13 protein-coding genes are annotated in these 15,433 nt (G+C 63.6%); 11 read left to right on the top strand and 2 right to left on the bottom strand.

Annotated elements, in window-relative coordinates; genetic code table 11:
- Positions 1-2 precede the first annotated feature (2 nt).
- Positions 3-1,397 carry a geranylgeranyl reductase gene (gene chlP / locus KBY65_RS06840; RefSeq protein ID WP_094559595.1) on the bottom strand — a complete coding sequence of 465 codons (1,395 nt, stop codon included), beginning with the start codon at positions 1,395-1,397 and terminating at the stop codon, positions 3-5.
- A gap of 219 nt (positions 1,398-1,616) precedes the next feature.
- On the opposite strand from chlP, the gene KBY65_RS06835 reads away from it, so the two are divergent.
- The 8 genes from KBY65_RS06835 to ccsB all read left to right on the top strand — a co-directional run bounded on the left by KBY65_RS06835 (position 1,617) and on the right by ccsB (position 10,585).
- Positions 1,617-2,321 (top strand): D-alanyl-D-alanine carboxypeptidase family protein, encoded by a 705-nt coding sequence (locus KBY65_RS06835; RefSeq protein WP_255000997.1) that lies wholly within the window; start codon positions 1,617-1,619, stop codon positions 2,319-2,321.
- On the top strand, positions 2,321-4,873 hold the full coding sequence (locus tag KBY65_RS06830) for a U32 family peptidase (protein WP_255000966.1): 2,553 nt from the start codon (positions 2,321-2,323) through the stop codon (positions 4,871-4,873). Before KBY65_RS06835 ends, KBY65_RS06830 begins: the two co-directional genes overlap by 1 nt.
- 119 nt (positions 4,874-4,992) lie before the next feature.
- Positions 4,993-6,801, top strand: coding sequence for a translational GTPase TypA (typA, locus tag KBY65_RS06825; protein WP_255000965.1), 1,809 nt, complete (start codon positions 4,993-4,995; stop codon positions 6,799-6,801).
- A gap of 3 nt (positions 6,802-6,804) precedes the next feature.
- Positions 6,805-7,206 (top strand): DUF309 domain-containing protein, encoded by a 402-nt coding sequence (locus KBY65_RS06820; RefSeq protein ID WP_409996628.1) that lies wholly within the window; start codon positions 6,805-6,807, stop codon positions 7,204-7,206.
- A 26-nt stretch (positions 7,207-7,232) separates the two neighbouring features.
- Positions 7,233-7,697, top strand: a complete 465-nt coding sequence (locus tag KBY65_RS06815; protein ID WP_233128470.1) for an LptA/OstA family protein — start codon at positions 7,233-7,235, stop codon at positions 7,695-7,697.
- Entirely contained in the window at positions 7,694-8,422 is a 729-nt protein-coding gene (gene lptB, locus KBY65_RS06810) for an LPS export ABC transporter ATP-binding protein (protein WP_094559598.1), read from the top strand. Before KBY65_RS06815 ends, lptB begins: the two co-directional genes overlap by 4 nt.
- Complete coding sequence (locus KBY65_RS06805; protein WP_255000963.1) at positions 8,419-9,597, top strand: LptF/LptG family permease; 1,179 nt, start codon at positions 8,419-8,421, stop codon at positions 9,595-9,597. Before lptB ends, KBY65_RS06805 begins: the two co-directional genes overlap by 4 nt.
- A 40-nt stretch (positions 9,598-9,637) precedes the next feature.
- On the top strand, positions 9,638-10,585 hold the full coding sequence (gene ccsB, locus KBY65_RS06800; RefSeq protein ID WP_255000962.1) for a c-type cytochrome biogenesis protein CcsB: 948 nt from the start codon (positions 9,638-9,640) through the stop codon (positions 10,583-10,585).
- Between the two features lie 110 nt (positions 10,586-10,695).
- Here ccsB and rpe read toward each other — a convergent pair whose 3' ends face one another.
- Positions 10,696-11,379 (bottom strand): ribulose-phosphate 3-epimerase, encoded by a 684-nt coding sequence (rpe, locus tag KBY65_RS06795; protein ID WP_094559600.1) that lies wholly within the window; start codon positions 11,377-11,379, stop codon positions 10,696-10,698.
- A gap of 190 nt (positions 11,380-11,569) precedes the next feature.
- Between rpe and glpX the strand changes: the two genes are divergently transcribed.
- The 3 genes from glpX (at position 11,570) to KBY65_RS06780 (ending at position 15,326) form a co-directional block, all read left to right on the top strand.
- Positions 11,570-12,574, top strand: a complete 1,005-nt coding sequence (glpX, locus tag KBY65_RS06790; protein WP_094559601.1) for a class II fructose-bisphosphatase — start codon at positions 11,570-11,572, stop codon at positions 12,572-12,574.
- A gap of 34 nt (positions 12,575-12,608) precedes the next feature.
- A complete protein-coding gene (locus KBY65_RS06785; protein WP_094559602.1) occupies positions 12,609-13,919 on the top strand; it encodes a glutamyl-tRNA reductase in 1,311 nt (436 codons plus the stop codon).
- A 111-nt stretch (positions 13,920-14,030) separates the two neighbouring features.
- Positions 14,031-15,326: a glucose-1-phosphate adenylyltransferase gene (locus KBY65_RS06780; protein ID WP_255000959.1), complete on the top strand. Its 1,296-nt coding sequence runs from the start codon at positions 14,031-14,033 to the stop codon at positions 15,324-15,326.
- Positions 15,327-15,433 lie beyond the last annotated feature (107 nt).

The raw sequence follows: 15,433 nt of genomic DNA, 5'->3' as shown, positions 1-15,433 counted from the left end.
GCTCAGCCCTTGCCTGCCAGAACGGGCTCGCGCTCTTCTTCTCCAGCTTCGGAAGCATTGCTCCGTTCGGCCGCGGTCGGCTTGGTTCGCACTTTGATGCCCCCCTTGATGGTGCTCACGGCAAGCATGGCGTTGACTTCAGCCTCATTCCGCACGGCGCTATCGACAGGCTTGTAGCCCTGGGGCGCCAGGGCGTTGCCGCGCAGCACTGAACCCAGGGTGAGCAGGGTGAGCTTCAGCTGCTGCCAGGGATTCATCAGCACCACCCGCTTGTAGAGGTAGCTGTCGAAGGTGAGGCGCTGCACGTCCTTGTCATCGCACATCTCCACGAAGGCCTCCCGGGCCGCATCGTTGCGGTAGAAGATATTTTGCAGCAGTTCCAGCACCTTGTAGGTGGCGCCGTACTGGCGATCCCACTTCTTCAAATATTTTTTGAGATCGGCTTCACTGGGCACCTTGGTGCCACCGGCGCTGGCCTCAACGATTTGCTCAGCGCACATCCGGCCGCTCTTGGCTGCGAAGTAGATGCCTTCGCCCGAGCTCTTGGTCACATAGCCGGCGGCATCACCCACCAGGGCCATGCGGCCCACCACCCGACGCGGGCGGGGATGCTCAGGAATCGGATGGGCTTCCACCTTGATCACTTCGCCATTGACCAGGCGCTTCTTGGCCCGCTCACGGATGCCTTCCTGCAGGCTTTTGATCAAGCCCTGGTTCTGTTGCATCGTGCCGGTGCCCACGGCCACGTGGTCGTACTTGGGGAAAACCCAGGCGTAGAAATCGGGAGAGACATCGGTGCCGACGTACATCTCGGCGAGGTTCTCGTAATACTTCATCTCCTCGGGAGGCAGTTTGATCCGCTCCTGGAAGGCGATGGCCACGTTGTAGTCGCCGGCATCCATGGCCTTGGCCACGCGGCTGTTGGCGCCATCGGCGCCCACGATCAGATCCACTTCGAGGGTCTTGGTTTCTCCGGTGGCCTCACCCGAGGCGTAATCGGAGTAGGTGAGGGTGTAGGGGCCCTGGCGATTGGCGCCCGTGTCGATCTTGGTGACCAGACCGTTGACCAGGTGAGCGCCCAGATCGGCGGCGCGGTCGCGCAGGAAGGCGTCCATCACCTCCCGCCGGCACATGCCGATGTACTCGTCAGCGTTCTCAAGGTTGATGTCCACCTCCCGGTTGGAGGGGGAGATCATTTTCATGTTGCGGACCTTGCGGTCGATGATCGACTCCGGCAGGTCGAACTCGCTGACCATGCAGAGGGGAATCGCCCCGCCACAGGGCTTGGCATTGTCCAGCTTGCGTTCAAAGATCCAGGTTTCGATGCCGGCCTTGGCAAGCACTTCGGCCGCACAGGAACCACTGGGGCCGCCACCCACCACTGCCACACGCAACATCGGAAAACCGCTCCGCCAGGAAGGATGTGGCTCGGAAGCTAACACTGCTGAGCAGCCTTTTGAGGGCCAATCCGCATGCCCCGCCTAGGATCTTTACTGCTCCCGTTTCCAGGGCTGTTGATTGGTGCCAGACAGGGGACCCGCGTGACCCGTCGCAACCCCCTTAGTAGCCCCAAGAGGCGCCCCCCTGATCAGGATGGGCTGTTGCAGGCTGGCGGCCTGGAGGACATTCCCGTGGCGCGTCGCTCTGCGCGCCCGGGATCTCCGGCCAATCGCTGGTTACTGCGGCTCACGGTGGCCACCGGGTCGCTCCTGCTGGGCTTGGTTGTGCTGCTGCTGTGGCGGCCCCAGCCCCTGCAGGGCCTGTTGGCGCCACAGCCAATCAAGGGCCTGAATGCCCGCACGGGCCCCGATGGGAGGCTGCTGGGCCATTTCCCCTACCCGGAACTGGCCCCCTCCGACCAGGTCGCGGTGGCTCCAGGCCTGTCGTTGCACCGAGACGCCGCCGTCTCCCTCCTGGCCATGCAGCGGGATGCGGCCAGCAGTGGGGTCGAGCTGGTGGTGCTGAGTGCCTTCCGCTCAATCACGCTCCAGAACGATCTGTTTTTTGGTGTGAAATCCGAGCGCAATCAGAGTGCGCGCGAGCGGGCGATGGTCAGTGCTCCTCCAGGCTTTTCCGAGCACAGCACCGGCTATGCGGTCGATCTGGGTGACGGTCGCACTCCGGCCACCAACCTCTCCCCAGCCTTCGACCAAACCGAGGCGTTTGCCTGGCTCCAAGCCCATGCGGCTCGTTATCACTTCACCCTCTCCTTTCCTCGCGGCAACGCCCAGGGGGTGAGCTACGAGCCCTGGCATTGGCGCTTTGAAGGCAGCGCCGAGGCACTCCAGGTGTTTGAGCCGGCGCAGCGGTTGGCCCGCTGATGGTGCCCGTTCCCGAACTGCTGGCACCGGCGGGCAACTGGGAGGCGCTGCGGGCCGCGGTGGCCAACGGTGCCGATGCCGTTTATTTCGGTGTGGAGGCGTTCAACGCCCGCATGCGTGCGGCCAATTTTCGGGTCGCCGAACTGGCGGAGGTGATGCACTGGCTGCACCAGCGCGGGGTCAAGGGTTTCCTCACCGTCAACGTGCTGGTGTTTAGCGACGAACTGGGCGAAGCCGCAGCGCTGGTGCAGTCGGCTGCGGCGGCGGGGGTGGATGCGCTGATCGTTCAGGACATCGGCCTCGCCCGTCTGGCCCAAGCCCTGGCGCCTCAATTGGCAATCCATGGATCGACTCAGATGTCGATCACCAGCGCCGCCGGCGTGGCCCAGGCCGCCGCGCTGGGGTGTGAGCGGGTGGTGCTGGCCCGCGAGCTGACCCTCACCGACTTGGGGCGTCTGCAGCACCAGCTGCAGCAGCGCCAGCTGGCCATGCCGCTGGAGGTTTTCGTGCACGGGGCCCTGTGCGTAGCTTATTCGGGCCAATGCCTCACCAGCGAAGCCCTCGGCCAGCGCAGCGCCAATCGGGGTGAATGCGCCCAGGCCTGCCGCCTGCCCTATCAGCTGATTGTTGATGGCGAGGAGCGCGACCTGCACGACCAGCGCTATTTGCTCTCACCCCAGGATCTGGCGGCCTGGGAGTTGCTGCCCCAACTCCAGGCGATCGGGATTGCCAGCCTCAAGATTGAGGGGCGCCTGAAGGACGCCAGCTATGTGGCGGCCGTCACCGATGCCTACCGACAGAACCTCGATCGGCTCGCCGCGGGCAGCGACCCAGGCGCCCTGCCCGCCGAGCAACGCCGCTCCCTGGAGCTGAGCTTCTCGCGGGGCCTGTCCACTGGTTGGTTGGCGGGCATCAACCACCGGGCCCTGGTGCATGGCCGTTGGAGCAAGAAGCGCGGGCCCCGGATCGGCGTGCTCGAGCACTGGGATCCGCAGGGGGGATGGTGGATCGTGGACACCCGCGAGGCCCTCAAGCCCGGCGATGGGCTGGTGTTTGAAGCTGCTGGTGCCGATCCCTTGGAGGCCCCATCGGAGGTGGGGGGGCGGGTGATGGCGGTGCAGCAGCGGCCGGGCGAGCGCCTGGCGATTCGGCTTGGACCTGGCCGGGTCGACGGTCTTGGCTTCCGGCCCGGCAGCCCCTGCTGGCTCACCAGTGACCCCAGCCTGGAGCGCCATTGGCAGCGGCTGGCCAGCCAGAGCGTGCCGGAGCGTAGCCGGCTGCTGCACCTCCAGGTGAGCGGTCAGGTGGGCCAACCCCTCGAGGTGCGGGTGCTCGCAGCCGAGGGCCTGCCGCCCGATTGCACCGGTTCCCTTTTGCTGTGCTCTGCCTCAGCGCTGCAGGTTGCAACCGGCCAGTCTCTCAATCGGGAGCGGCTGGAGACCCAGCTTGGCCGGCTCGGCGGCACCTGTTGGACCCTGGAGGGCCTGGAGCTCGCGCTCGACGGCGAACTGTTTCTGCCCATGGCCCAGCTCAACCAGCTGCGGCGTGAGCTGGTGGATCAGCTGGCGGCGCTGGAGCCGGATCCCGGGCTGGCTGGATCGGACGAGCCGTCTGAACCCTGCGCCGAACTCGAGGCTGTTCTGCAGCAGCTGGCCGCCGTCGAACCGCGCGAGATAACCCCGGTGGGTGCGGATCCAGGCCCCGAGTTGGTGGTGCTGGTTCGCACGCTGGAGCAGCTGCGAGCCTTGCGAGATCAGCCGGTGGCGGCGGTGATCGCCGACCTGGAGCAACCCGCTGATCTGCGGGAGGCGGTGGCGATCGGGCGGGGCTGCTGGCCCCAGGGCATCTGGCTGGCGGGGCCGCGCATCACCCGACCGGATGAGCGCTGGACGCTCGAGCCGCTGCTCCGGGCTCGCCCCGATGGCTACCTGGTGCGCAATGCCGATCAATTGGAAGCCCTCACACCCCTGGCCCCCTGCAATGGCGATTTTTCCTTGAACGTCGCCAATCCGCTCACCGCAGCGTGGTTTCTTGAACGTTGGGGCTTGCAGCGGATCACCGCCAGCTACGACCTGGATCTGCCGCAGTTGCTGGTCTTGCTCCAGGGCTGCCCCCCTGAGCGTGTGGAGGTGACGGTGCATCAGCACATGCCCCTGTTCCACATGGAGCACTGCCTCTTCTGCGCCTTCCTTTCGGAGGGCCACGACCATACCGATTGCGGTCGCCCCTGTGAGCAACACACCGTGGTGCTGCGGGATCGCAGCGGCAGTGAGCACCCCCTGCTGGCCGACTTCGGTTGCCGCAACACGCTGTTCAACGGCAAAGCCCAAACTGCCGCCGAGGCCCTTCCCCAGCTGCGCCGTGGCGGAGTGCGCCACCTCCGAGTCGAACTCCTGCAGGAATCCGCTGCCCAGGCCCGTCAGCGGGTGGAGCAATACGCCGCTGCGCTGCGCGGCGAGATCAGCGGCCGCAGCCTCTGGCAACGGGAGCAGCTCGACAGCCGCCTCGGCGTGACCCGCGGCAGCCTCAGAAGCGGCAAGGGCGTGGGATAGAGTTGAGTGCTGGCTTCAAGTCTTCGTAAACGTTCCGCATCCCGTTCCGTCTACATAAACTTCAAGTCAACGTACTTAAAACGTACGGCCATCAAGTACTCAGTAGGACCTTTATTTATATGAGCGGCGCACACACAGGCACGCCCATTCGCAACATTGCGATCATCGCCCACGTTGACCACGGCAAAACCACGTTGGTGGATGCCCTGCTCACCCAGTCGGGCATCTTCCGCGAAGGAGAGGCTGTTCCCACCTGTGTGATGGACTCCAATGATCTGGAGCGCGAACGCGGCATCACCATCCTGTCGAAGAACACGGCTGTTGATTACGACGGGATTCGCATCAACATCGTCGACACCCCGGGCCACGCCGACTTTGGCGGCGAGGTGGAGCGGGTGCTGGGCATGGTGGATGGCTGTCTGCTGATCGTGGACGCCAACGAGGGCCCAATGCCCCAGACCCGTTTTGTGCTCAAGAAGGCCCTGGAGAAGGGCCTGAGGCCGATCGTGTTCGTCAACAAGATTGACCGGGCCCGGGTTGACCCTGAGGTGGCGGTCGACAAGGTGCTTGATCTGTTCCTGGAACTGGGTGCCGACGACGACCAGTGCGATTTCCCCTACCTGTTTGGTAGTGGCATGGGTGGCTACGCCAAGCCAGACATGAAAACCGAGAGCGACAACATGTTGCCGCTGTTCGAAGCCATTTTGCGGCACGTTCCGCCCCCGGTCGGGGACCCCGAGAAGCCCCTGCAACTGCAGGTGACCACCCTCGATTACTCGGATTTTCTCGGCCGGATCATGATCGGCCGCATCCACAACGGCACGATCAAGGCGGGTCAGCCTGCGGCCCTGATCCGTGATGACGGCAGCATCAAACGCAGTCGCATCAGCAAGTTGCTCGGTTTCCAGGGCCTGCAACGGGTGGAGATCCAGGAGGCTCGTGCCGGTGACCTCGTGGCCGTGGCCGGTTTTGATGAGGTCAATATCGGCGAAACCATCGCCTGCCCCGATCACCCGGAGGCCCTGCCCCTGATCCGGGTGGACGAGCCCACCCTGCAGATGACTTTTGTCATCAACGATTCGCCGTTCGCCGGCAAGGAGGGCAAGTTTGTCACCAGCCGCCAAGTGCGGGATCGCCTGCAGAAGGAACTGCTCACCAACGTGGCCCTGCGGGTCGAAGACACCGATTCACCCGACCGCTGGGCCGTTAGCGGCCGCGGTGAGCTGCACCTCGGCATCCTGATCGAAACGATGCGCCGTGAGGGCTATGAGTTCCAGGTGTCCCAGCCCCAGGTGATCTTCCGCACCATCGACGGCACCCCCTCCGAGCCCTACGAAACCCTTGTGCTCGATGTGCCCGAGGAGTCGGTGGGCGCCTGCATCGAGAAGCTCGGCGTGCGCAAGGCCGAGATGCAGAACATGGAGAACACCAACGACGGCCGCACCCAGCTGGAGTTCGTGGTGCCAGCTCGGGGCCTGATCGGCTTCCGTGGCGAATTCATCCGCGCCACCCGCGGCGAAGGAATCATGAGCCACTCCTTCCTCGACTACCGGCCCATGCAGGGCGATATGGACAACCGCCGCAACGGCGTTCTGATTGCTTTCGAGGAGGGCACGTCCACCTTCTATGCCCTTAAGGGAGCCGAAGATCGCGGTCAGTTCTTCATCACTCCTGGCACCAAGGTGTACAAGGGGATGATCGTGGGTGAGCACAACCGTCCGCCCGATCTCGAGCTCAACGTCTGCAAGGCAAAGCAGGTGACCAACATCCGCTCCGCCGGCGCTGAGGTGCTCGACACCCTGCAGGCACCGATCCAGATGACCCTGGAGCGGGCCCTCGAATACATCGGTCCCGATGAAATGCTCGAGGTCACCCCTGAATCGATTCGCCTGCGCAAGCTGCCTTCTAAGAAGGCAGCCAAGCGCTGATCGGTGCCCCTCGACCTCGAAGAACAGGCGTTGATGGCCGATCCGCGTCTTGAGGAGGCCATCGCCCTGTTCAATGCCAGCGACTGGTACGCCTGCCACGACGGCTTCGAAGCCCTCTGGCATGAGACGGCGGGAGTCATGCGTCCGGCGCTCCAGGGCATTTTGCAGATCGCCGTGGCAGAGCTGCACCTCGAGCGCGGCAACCTCCGGGGGGCCACGATCCTCATGGGCGAAGGGCTGGGCAGGCTGCAGGGCGTCGCAGATGGGGCGCTGGGCCTGAACCTCACCGCCCTGCGCGAGTGCGCTAGCCAGCGGCTGCGGGCCCTGCAGGAGGAGCGCTCGCTGGAGGGGCTGGAGTGGCCGAGATTGCTTGCGGCGCAAGCGCAGCACTGCTCTGTAGATTGATGCGAGAGCCTCTTGGGCCCCAGCTGTTGCTCGTTTCCCCTCTGCGCCCGTGGCCCCTCCCGGTGGTGGTCAGCCTGATGGCCTGCCTCGCCGGCGCAACCTCGGCTGCATCCGCGGCAGCTGCCGATCTCCCGCCTAGTGCCCCTGGGTCCATCACCCCCACCAGTGGTTTGGTCACGATCGAGTCCGACCTGCAGAAAGCCGACAACACCACCGGCGTCGTCACTGCCACGGGCAACGTGCGCATCGTCTATCCGGATCAACGGGTTGTGGCCACCGCACGCCAGGCGCAGTACTTCAGCCGTGAGGGGCGGGTGGTGCTCAGCGGCGATGTCGATGTGGTTCAGGACACCGGTCACAGCATTCGGGCTGAGCGACTGGTTTACCTGGTGGAGCGTGAGCGGATCGTGGCTGAACCAGCGCCGGGCGATCAGGTGATCACCCACTACCGACTCAATGCTCCGCAGTCGCAGCCGGGTTCCCAGCCATGAGCCTGGAGTTGGTTGATGTGGTGCTGGCCATCAGCGGCCGGTTGTTGGTGAACCATGTGTCCTTGCAGCTCGAGCCCGGTGAAGTGGTGGGCCTGCTGGGCCCTAACGGCGCCGGCAAGACCACCACCTTCGGACTGGTTACGGGTCTGCTACGTCCAGATTCCGGCCGGGTGTCCTTGGATGGCCTGAAGATTGAACAGTTGCCGATGCCCCAACGGGCCCGGCTCGGCATCGGCTACCTCCCCCAGGAGCCAAGCGTGTTTCGTCAGTTGAGCGTGCGCGACAACCTCAGCCTGGCCTTGCAGGAAAGTGGCACCCCAGTTGAACTGCGTCGCGAGCGCCTTGAGGGCTTGATTGAAGATTTCCACCTCACGGCCTTTCAGCACCGCAAGGGCTATCAGCTCTCCGGTGGAGAGCGCCGCCGCTGTGAGGTGGCCCGGGCCCTGGCGGTGGGGGTGGAAGGTCCGCGCTACCTCCTGCTTGATGAGCCCTTCGCCGGGGTCGACCCAATCGCCGTGTCAGATCTGCAGCAGTTGATCGACCAGCTGCGGAGCCGGGGTATGGGTTTGTTGATCACCGACCACAACGTGCGCGAGACCCTGGCCATCACTGATCGGGCCTACATCCTCTCGGAAGGTTCCATCCTGGCCTCGGGCAGCTCCGAACAGGTGGGATCCGACCCCCTGGTGCGTCGTCACTATCTCGGCGAGTCATTCCGTCTATGAGCTGGACCCTTCGCTTCCGCCGCCAACTGTTGCGTCCCTGGGGCCGGCTGCCCCTGATCGACCGCTGGCTGCTGTCTGAGTTGATCGGCCCACTGGTTTTTGGCATCGCAGCCTTCACAGCTGTCTCCCTGTCGGTGGGAGCGGTGTTTGAACTGGTGCGGCGGGTGGCTGAATCCGGCCTGCCCCTCGACGTGGCGCTGCGGGTGCTGGTGCTTGAGCTGCCGTCGTTTCTGGTGCTCTCCTTCCCGATGGCCACCCTGATGGCCACCCTGCTCACCTACTCCAAGCTCTCGGGCAACAGTGAGCTGACCGCCCTGCGCAGCGTGGGGGTGGCGACCTGGCGGATGGTGATGCCGGCGGTGGCCGTCGCCCTTGTGATGACCCTGCTCACCTTCACCTTCAACGAGGCCATCGTGCCGAGGACACTGCTGGAGGCCAAAACAGTTTTAAACCGGGCGATCGGCCGCGCGGTGGCCGGGGAGCAGAAGGACAACGTGATGTTCTCTAAATACGGTGAGATTCAGGCTGACGATGGCAGCACCGAGCGGGGGCTGACCCACTTTTTCTATGCCCAGCGCTTCAACAAAGGCGTGATGGAGCGGGTCACCCTGCTCGATCTGTCGCGGCGGGATCAACGGGTGCTGCTCAGTGCCGATCGAGCCCGTTGGAGCGAGCCCGACGCCCAGTGGGAATTCCTTGATGGCCATGTGTTTGGTGTCACCGAGGGATCGAACAGCTCCACAACGTCAGGGGATTTCGACCGCTACCTCTACCCACTCGGTAGTCAGCCCTTGCAGGTGGCCAAGCTGCCCAAGGATTCCAACTCCATGACGATCGGTCAGGCCCGTACCGCCGAACGGCTGCTGCGCGAGGCCAGTGATCTGCAGGGCGCCCGCAAACTGAGGGTGCGGATTCAGGAGAAATTCGCCTTCCCAGCTGTGTGTCTGGTCTTTGGCTTGATCGGCAGCAGTCTGGGGGTGCGACCCCACTCACGCCGAAGCCGCAGCCAGGGGTTTGGGCTCAGTGTCCTGTTGATCTTCGGCTACTACCTCGTGGCCTTTGTGTTCAGTTCCCTCGGGGTGAAGGGCATCCTCACGCCCTATTTCTCAGCCTGGCTGCCCGTGGTGATTGGTCTGGGTGGCGGCATGTATCTGTTGCGCCAGGCCAGCCGCTGAGGTTGCCGGTGATTCGCCAAACTGGGTGCTGGTTTCTGCGATGCCCGTGCCCGCTCTGTTAAACGATCCGGTGCTTGGCCTTGGCCTGACGGCGTTTGCCCTGTTGCTGCTGGTCCTGCCCCTGGCATTCTGGTCGTTGAGTGGTGGCCGAAACAGTGGGCTGGTGCGGCTGCTGGTGGCGGCGGCCAACCTCTGCCTCACCGCCCAGCTGGTGCTGCGTTGGTGGGAGTCCGGCCACTTCCCAATCAGCAACCTCTACGAGTCGCTCTGCTTCCTGGCCTGGGGGTGCACCCTCACCCAGTTGCTGGTGGAACGCAGCTGGCCCTCACCGCTGGTGCCGGCAGCGGCTACGCCGATGGCCCTGGGCTGCGTCGCATTCGCGAGCTTTGCCCTGCCCGATCGGCTGCAAGAAGCCTCTCCCCTGGTGCCGGCGCTGCGCTCCAGCTGGCTGGTGATGCACGTCAGCGTGATCATGCTCAGCTACGCAGCCCTGCTGGTTGGCTCGCTGCTGTCCCTGGCCGTGCTGTTTACGGATCGTCACAACACTTTGAAGCTGCGCAGCAGCTCCATCGGCAGCGGTGGGTACCGCCAAGCCCAACTGGCCACGGCCACGGAAGGAGCGGGCAACGCTTCTCCACCACTCCAGCTCAGCAGCGTAGTCATGCCGATTGCTGAGCAACTCGATTCCCTCAGCTACCGCACCATCACCGTTGGCTTTCTGTTGCTCTCGGTGGGTCTAGTCAGTGGGGCGGTGTGGGCCAACGAAGCCTGGGGCAGCTGGTGGAGCTGGGACCCGAAGGAAACCTGGGCCCTGATCTGCTGGCTCGTCTACGCCGCCTACCTGCACACCCGCTTGATCCGAGGCTGGCAGGGCCGTAAGCCAGCCCTGGTGGCAGCCGCTGGCTTGGTGGTCATCGTGGTCTGCTACATCGGCGTCAACCTGCTTGGCATCGGTCTGCACAGCTACGGCTGGTTCTTCGAGAGCTGAAGCGTTTCCACAGCGCCAAACCCAGCGAATGCGGCAACCCAAGCCAGCAAAAAGCCCCCCTCTCGATGAGGGGGGCAGATGTTGGTGAGCGCGCTACCCAGCCCAGCTGCTCAAGCCGCCACAGCCACGGGACGCTTGCTGTTGCGAATGCCGGTGATCGCTTCGGCGTAGTTGGGCTGGTTGAACACGCCAGAGCCACTGACGATGGCATTGGCTCCGGCCTCAATCACCTTCCAGGCGTTTTCGGCCTTGATGCCGCCATCCACCTCAATCCAGGGATCGAGACCGCGCTCATCGCACAGGCGGCGCAGAGTACGAATCTTCTGCACCTGGTTGTCGATGAAGCTCTGACCGCCAAAACCAGGGTTGACGCTCATGATCAACACGAGGTCGCACAGCTCAAGGCAGTACTCGAGGGTGTCGAGGGGTGTGCTGGGGTTCAGCACTGCACCGGCGAGCTTGCCCAGATCCTTGATTTGGGCCAGGTTGCGGTGCAGGTGGGGGCAGGCTTCGACCTGAACGGAGATGATGTCAGCCCCGGCTTTGGCGAAGTCGGCGACGTATTTCTCGGGCTCAACGATCATCAGGTGAACGTCGAGGGTTTTGCTGGTGACCGGACGCAGGGCTTCGACAATCAGGGGTCCAATGGTGATGTTGGGCACGAAACGGCCATCCATCACATCAATGTGGATCCAGTCGGCACCGGCCTGGTCGACGGCACGCACGTCATCACCGAGACGGGAGAAGTCGGCGGACAGAATCGACGGGGAGATCACCAGGGGCTTAGTGCTCATGCTGGGGTCACCGCAAGAAGAGTGGCGGGATTCTAAGGAGCGGCGGTTTGGCGCCCTGTGGAAGGGGCGGCTTTCACTGATACAGTTGCAGGCGCTTCATCATCGAAAGGCCAAGCGGCAGCAGGACTCTGACCCCGTGTCCCGCCTGGCCAACGCCATTCCCTGAAGCCAATTCCCCTGCCGGATCACCGTGGATCGCACCCTCATCCAGGAAATTCTTGAGGTCGTTGAGCAAGCCGCCATCGCCTCCGCCGAACTGACCGGCTTGGGCAAAAAAGATGAGGCCGACGCTGCGGCGGTAGAAGCCATGCGCAAGCGCATGGGCCAGATCCAGATGCAAGGACGCATCGTGATCGGAGAAGGAGAGCGCGACGAGGCTCCCATGCTCTACATCGGAGAAGAGGTCGGCAGTGGCACCGGCCCCGGCGTGGATTTCGCCGTGGACCCCTGCGAAGGCACCAACCTCTGCGCCAACAGCCAGCGCGGCTCGATGGCCGTGCTTGCCGCGTCCGACCGTGGTGGTCTGTTCAACGCCCCCGACTTCTACATGAAGAAGCTGGCGGCCCCCCCGGCAGCCAAGGGCAAGGTGGACATCCGCAAGTCGGCCACCGAAAACATCAAGATCCTGAGCGAGTGCCTCGGCCTGGCCGCGAGCGAGCTCACCATCGTGGTGATGGATCGTGCTCGCCACAAAGACCTCATCGCCGAGATTCGCGCCACCGGCGCGCGGGTGCAGCCGATTTCCGACGGTGATGTCCAGGCCGCCATTGCCTGCGGGTTCGCCGGCACCGGTACCCACTGCCTGATGGGCATCGGCGCCGCTCCCGAGGGTGTGATCTCCGCAGCCGCCATGCGTGCCCTGGGCGGCCACTTCCAGGGTCAGCTGGTGTATGACCCCGCCATCGCCCAAACCTCCGAGTGGGCTGACTACACCAAGGAGGGCAATATCGCCCGCCTCAACGAGATGGGCATCACCGACGTTGACAAGATCTACGAGGCCGAGGAACTGGCCTCCGGTGAGAACGTGGTGTTCGCCGGCAGTGGCATCACCGATGGCCTGCTGTTCCATGGCGTGAAGTTCGAGAAGGACTGCACCCGCACCAGCTCACTGGTGATCAGCACCCTGGACAACACCGCCCGTTTTACCAACACCATCCACATCAAGGATGGGGCGAAGAGCATCGCGCTCAGCTGACTCCCCTGTCGCACGAGCAAACGAGCCAGCCTCCATGCACATCGCCGTTGTCGGCCTCAGTCATCGCACGGCTCCAGTAGAGATCCGGGAGCGCCTCAGCATCCCGGAACAAAGCATGGAGGCGTCGCTTCAGCAGCTGCGGGCTGATGAGCAGGTGCTGGAGGCGTCGATCCTCAGCACCTGCAATCGCCTGGAGATCTACACCCTGCTTCGCCATCCGGATCAGGGTATTTCGGCGGTCGGATCCTTTCTCAGCAACATCTCCGGGTTGGCGGTCGAAGAGCTGTCCCCCCACCTGTTCACCTACCACCACGAAGAGGCCATCGGTCACCTGCTGCGGGTTTCCGCCGGCCTCGACTCCCTTGTGCTTGGTGAGGGGCAGATCCTGTCCCAGGTGAAGAAGATGGTGCGCCTTGGGCAAGAGCACCGCTCCGTGGGGCCGATTCTCAACCGCCTGCTCAACCAGGCGGTGAGCACCGGCAAGCGGGTTCGCACCGAAACGAATCTGGGCACTGGTGCGGTCTCCATCAGCTCAGCGGCCGTCGAGCTGGCCCAGCTGAAAGTGGGGCAGGGCCGCGGTGCCGACGATTTGGTGCCCCTGGACCAAGAGCAGGTCGCGGTGGTGGGTGCGGGCCGCATGGCCCGCCTGCTGCTGCAACACCTTCAGGCCAAGGGCTGCCGTGGAGTGGTGCTGCTCAACCGCACCGTCAGCAAGGCTGAGCTGCTCGCAGCAGACTTTCCCGCCCTGCCGGTGCAGTGTCGTCCCTTAAGCGACCTCGACCATTGCCTCAGCACCTGTTCCCTGGTGTTCACCAGCACCGCCGCCGATACGCCAATCATCACGGCGGAGCGTCTGAGTGGCCTAAACCGGCGCTCCAGCCTGATGTTGATTGACATCGGCGTGCCCCGCAACATCGCTGCAGACACGGCCGGACTGCCAGGCGTGCAGTCCTACGACGTGGATGACCTGCAGGAGGTGGTGAACCGCAACCAGGAAGCCCGGCGAGAGATGGCCGCCGAAGCCCAGGAGCTGCTGGAGGAGGAAGCCAGGCTGTTCCTCGAGTGGTGGGATGGTCTGGAAGCCGTGCCCGTGGTCAACCGGCTGCGCCGACAGCTCGAAGACATCCGCGAACAGGAGCTACAGAAGGCCCTCAGCCGCATGGGCCCCGACCTCTCCGCCCGCGAGCGAAAAGTGGTGGAGGCACTTAGCAAAGGCATCATCAACAAGATCCTGCACACCCCCGTTACAAATTTGCGGGCCCCCCAGCCACGTCAGCAGCGCCACAGCGCCATGCGGATACTCGAAGAGCTGTTTGAGCTCCGTGAACAGCCCCCTGAGGGCTGATCACAGACCCACTCGCTCTGCAACAGTTCGTGCTGGCGATCATCCAAAGGGTCGCGCTGAGGCGGGCTGCTCCAGTACGGTCAGCGTCGAGAGACGCCGGCAGCAAAGGTTATGAGACGCGTACTGGCGATCATTTTGGGAGGTGGTGCCGGCACGCGCCTCTACCCGCTCACCAAAATGCGTGCCAAGCCAGCCGTACCGCTGGCTGGCAAATACCGATTGATTGATATTCCGATCAGCAACTGCATTAATTCAGAGATCAACAAAATCTATGTTTTAACGCAGTTCAATAGTGCTTCGCTGAATCGTCACCTGACGATGAGCTACAACCTCTCGGCTGGATTTGGCCAGGGATTTGTTGAGGTCTTGGCGGCCCAGCAAACGCCTGAAAGCCCGAGTTGGTTTGAGGGCACGGCTGACGCCGTGCGCAAATACCAGTGGCTGTTCCACGAGTGGGATGTGGATCACTACCTGATCCTTTCCGGTGACCAGCTCTACCGGATGGATTACAGCCGCTTTGTGCAGCATCACATCGACACCGGCGCCCAGCTGAGCGTGGGGGCCTTGCCTGTGGATCAAGCCCAGGCGGAAGGGTTTGGCCTGATGCGCACCACGTCCGATGGTCGCATTCAAGAATTTCGCGAAAAGCCCAAGGGGCAGGCCCTTGAAGCCATGCAGGTGGACACCCAGGCTCTGGGCCTCTCCGCCGAGGAAGCGGCTAAGCGCCCATACCTGGCCTCGATGGGGATCTATGTGTTCAGCCGGGAGACCCTGTTTGATCTGCTGACCAGCAACCCCTCTGCTACCGATTTTGGCAAGGAGATCATTCCGGCTTCACTGGCGCGGGGCGACCGGCTCCACAGCTACCTCTTCGACGACTATTGGGAGGACATCGGTACCATTGGGGCCTTCTATGAGGCGAATCTGGCCCTGACGGATCAACCGAACCCTGCCTTCTCCTTCTACGACGAGAAGTTTCCGATCTACACCCGTCCCCGCTATCTGCCCCCTAGCAAGATGCAGGACGCCCAGGTGACGGCCTCGATCATCGGAGAAGGATCCTTGCTCAAGGCCTGCAGCATTCACCACTGCGTCCTTGGTGTGCGCTCCCGAGTCGAAGATGAAGTGGTGCTCCAGGACACCCTGGTGATGGGTGCTGATTATTTCGAGTCTTCCGAAGAACGGTTGATGTTGCGAGAGCGCGGTGGAATTCCAATGGGCGTGGGTAAGGGCACGACAGTGAAGCGCGCGATTCTTGATAAGAATGTTCGCATCGGCAACAACGTCACCATCGTCAACAAGGACCACGTTGAGGAGGCCGATCGGCCTGAGCTCAATTTCTATATCCGCAACGGCATCGTGGTCGTGGTCAAAAATGGCACCATCGCCGATGGCACGGTGATCTGAAGCCCAGCGCAGATGGCCCTAGGCGTAAACCATGGCTCAGCCCGGTAGCGGCGCACGGGCAACGGTTGGCACCTCGGGCTTAAAGCCAGGAGTTGCTGACACGTTGC

The organism is Cyanobium sp. Alchichica 3B3-8F6 (genome assembly GCF_024346435.1).
GTDB lineage: Bacteria > Cyanobacteriota > Cyanobacteriia > PCC-6307 > Cyanobiaceae > Cyanobium_A.
The sequence above is the reverse complement of the archived record's forward strand: the minus strand, read 5'-3'. Positions and strand labels throughout refer to the sequence as shown.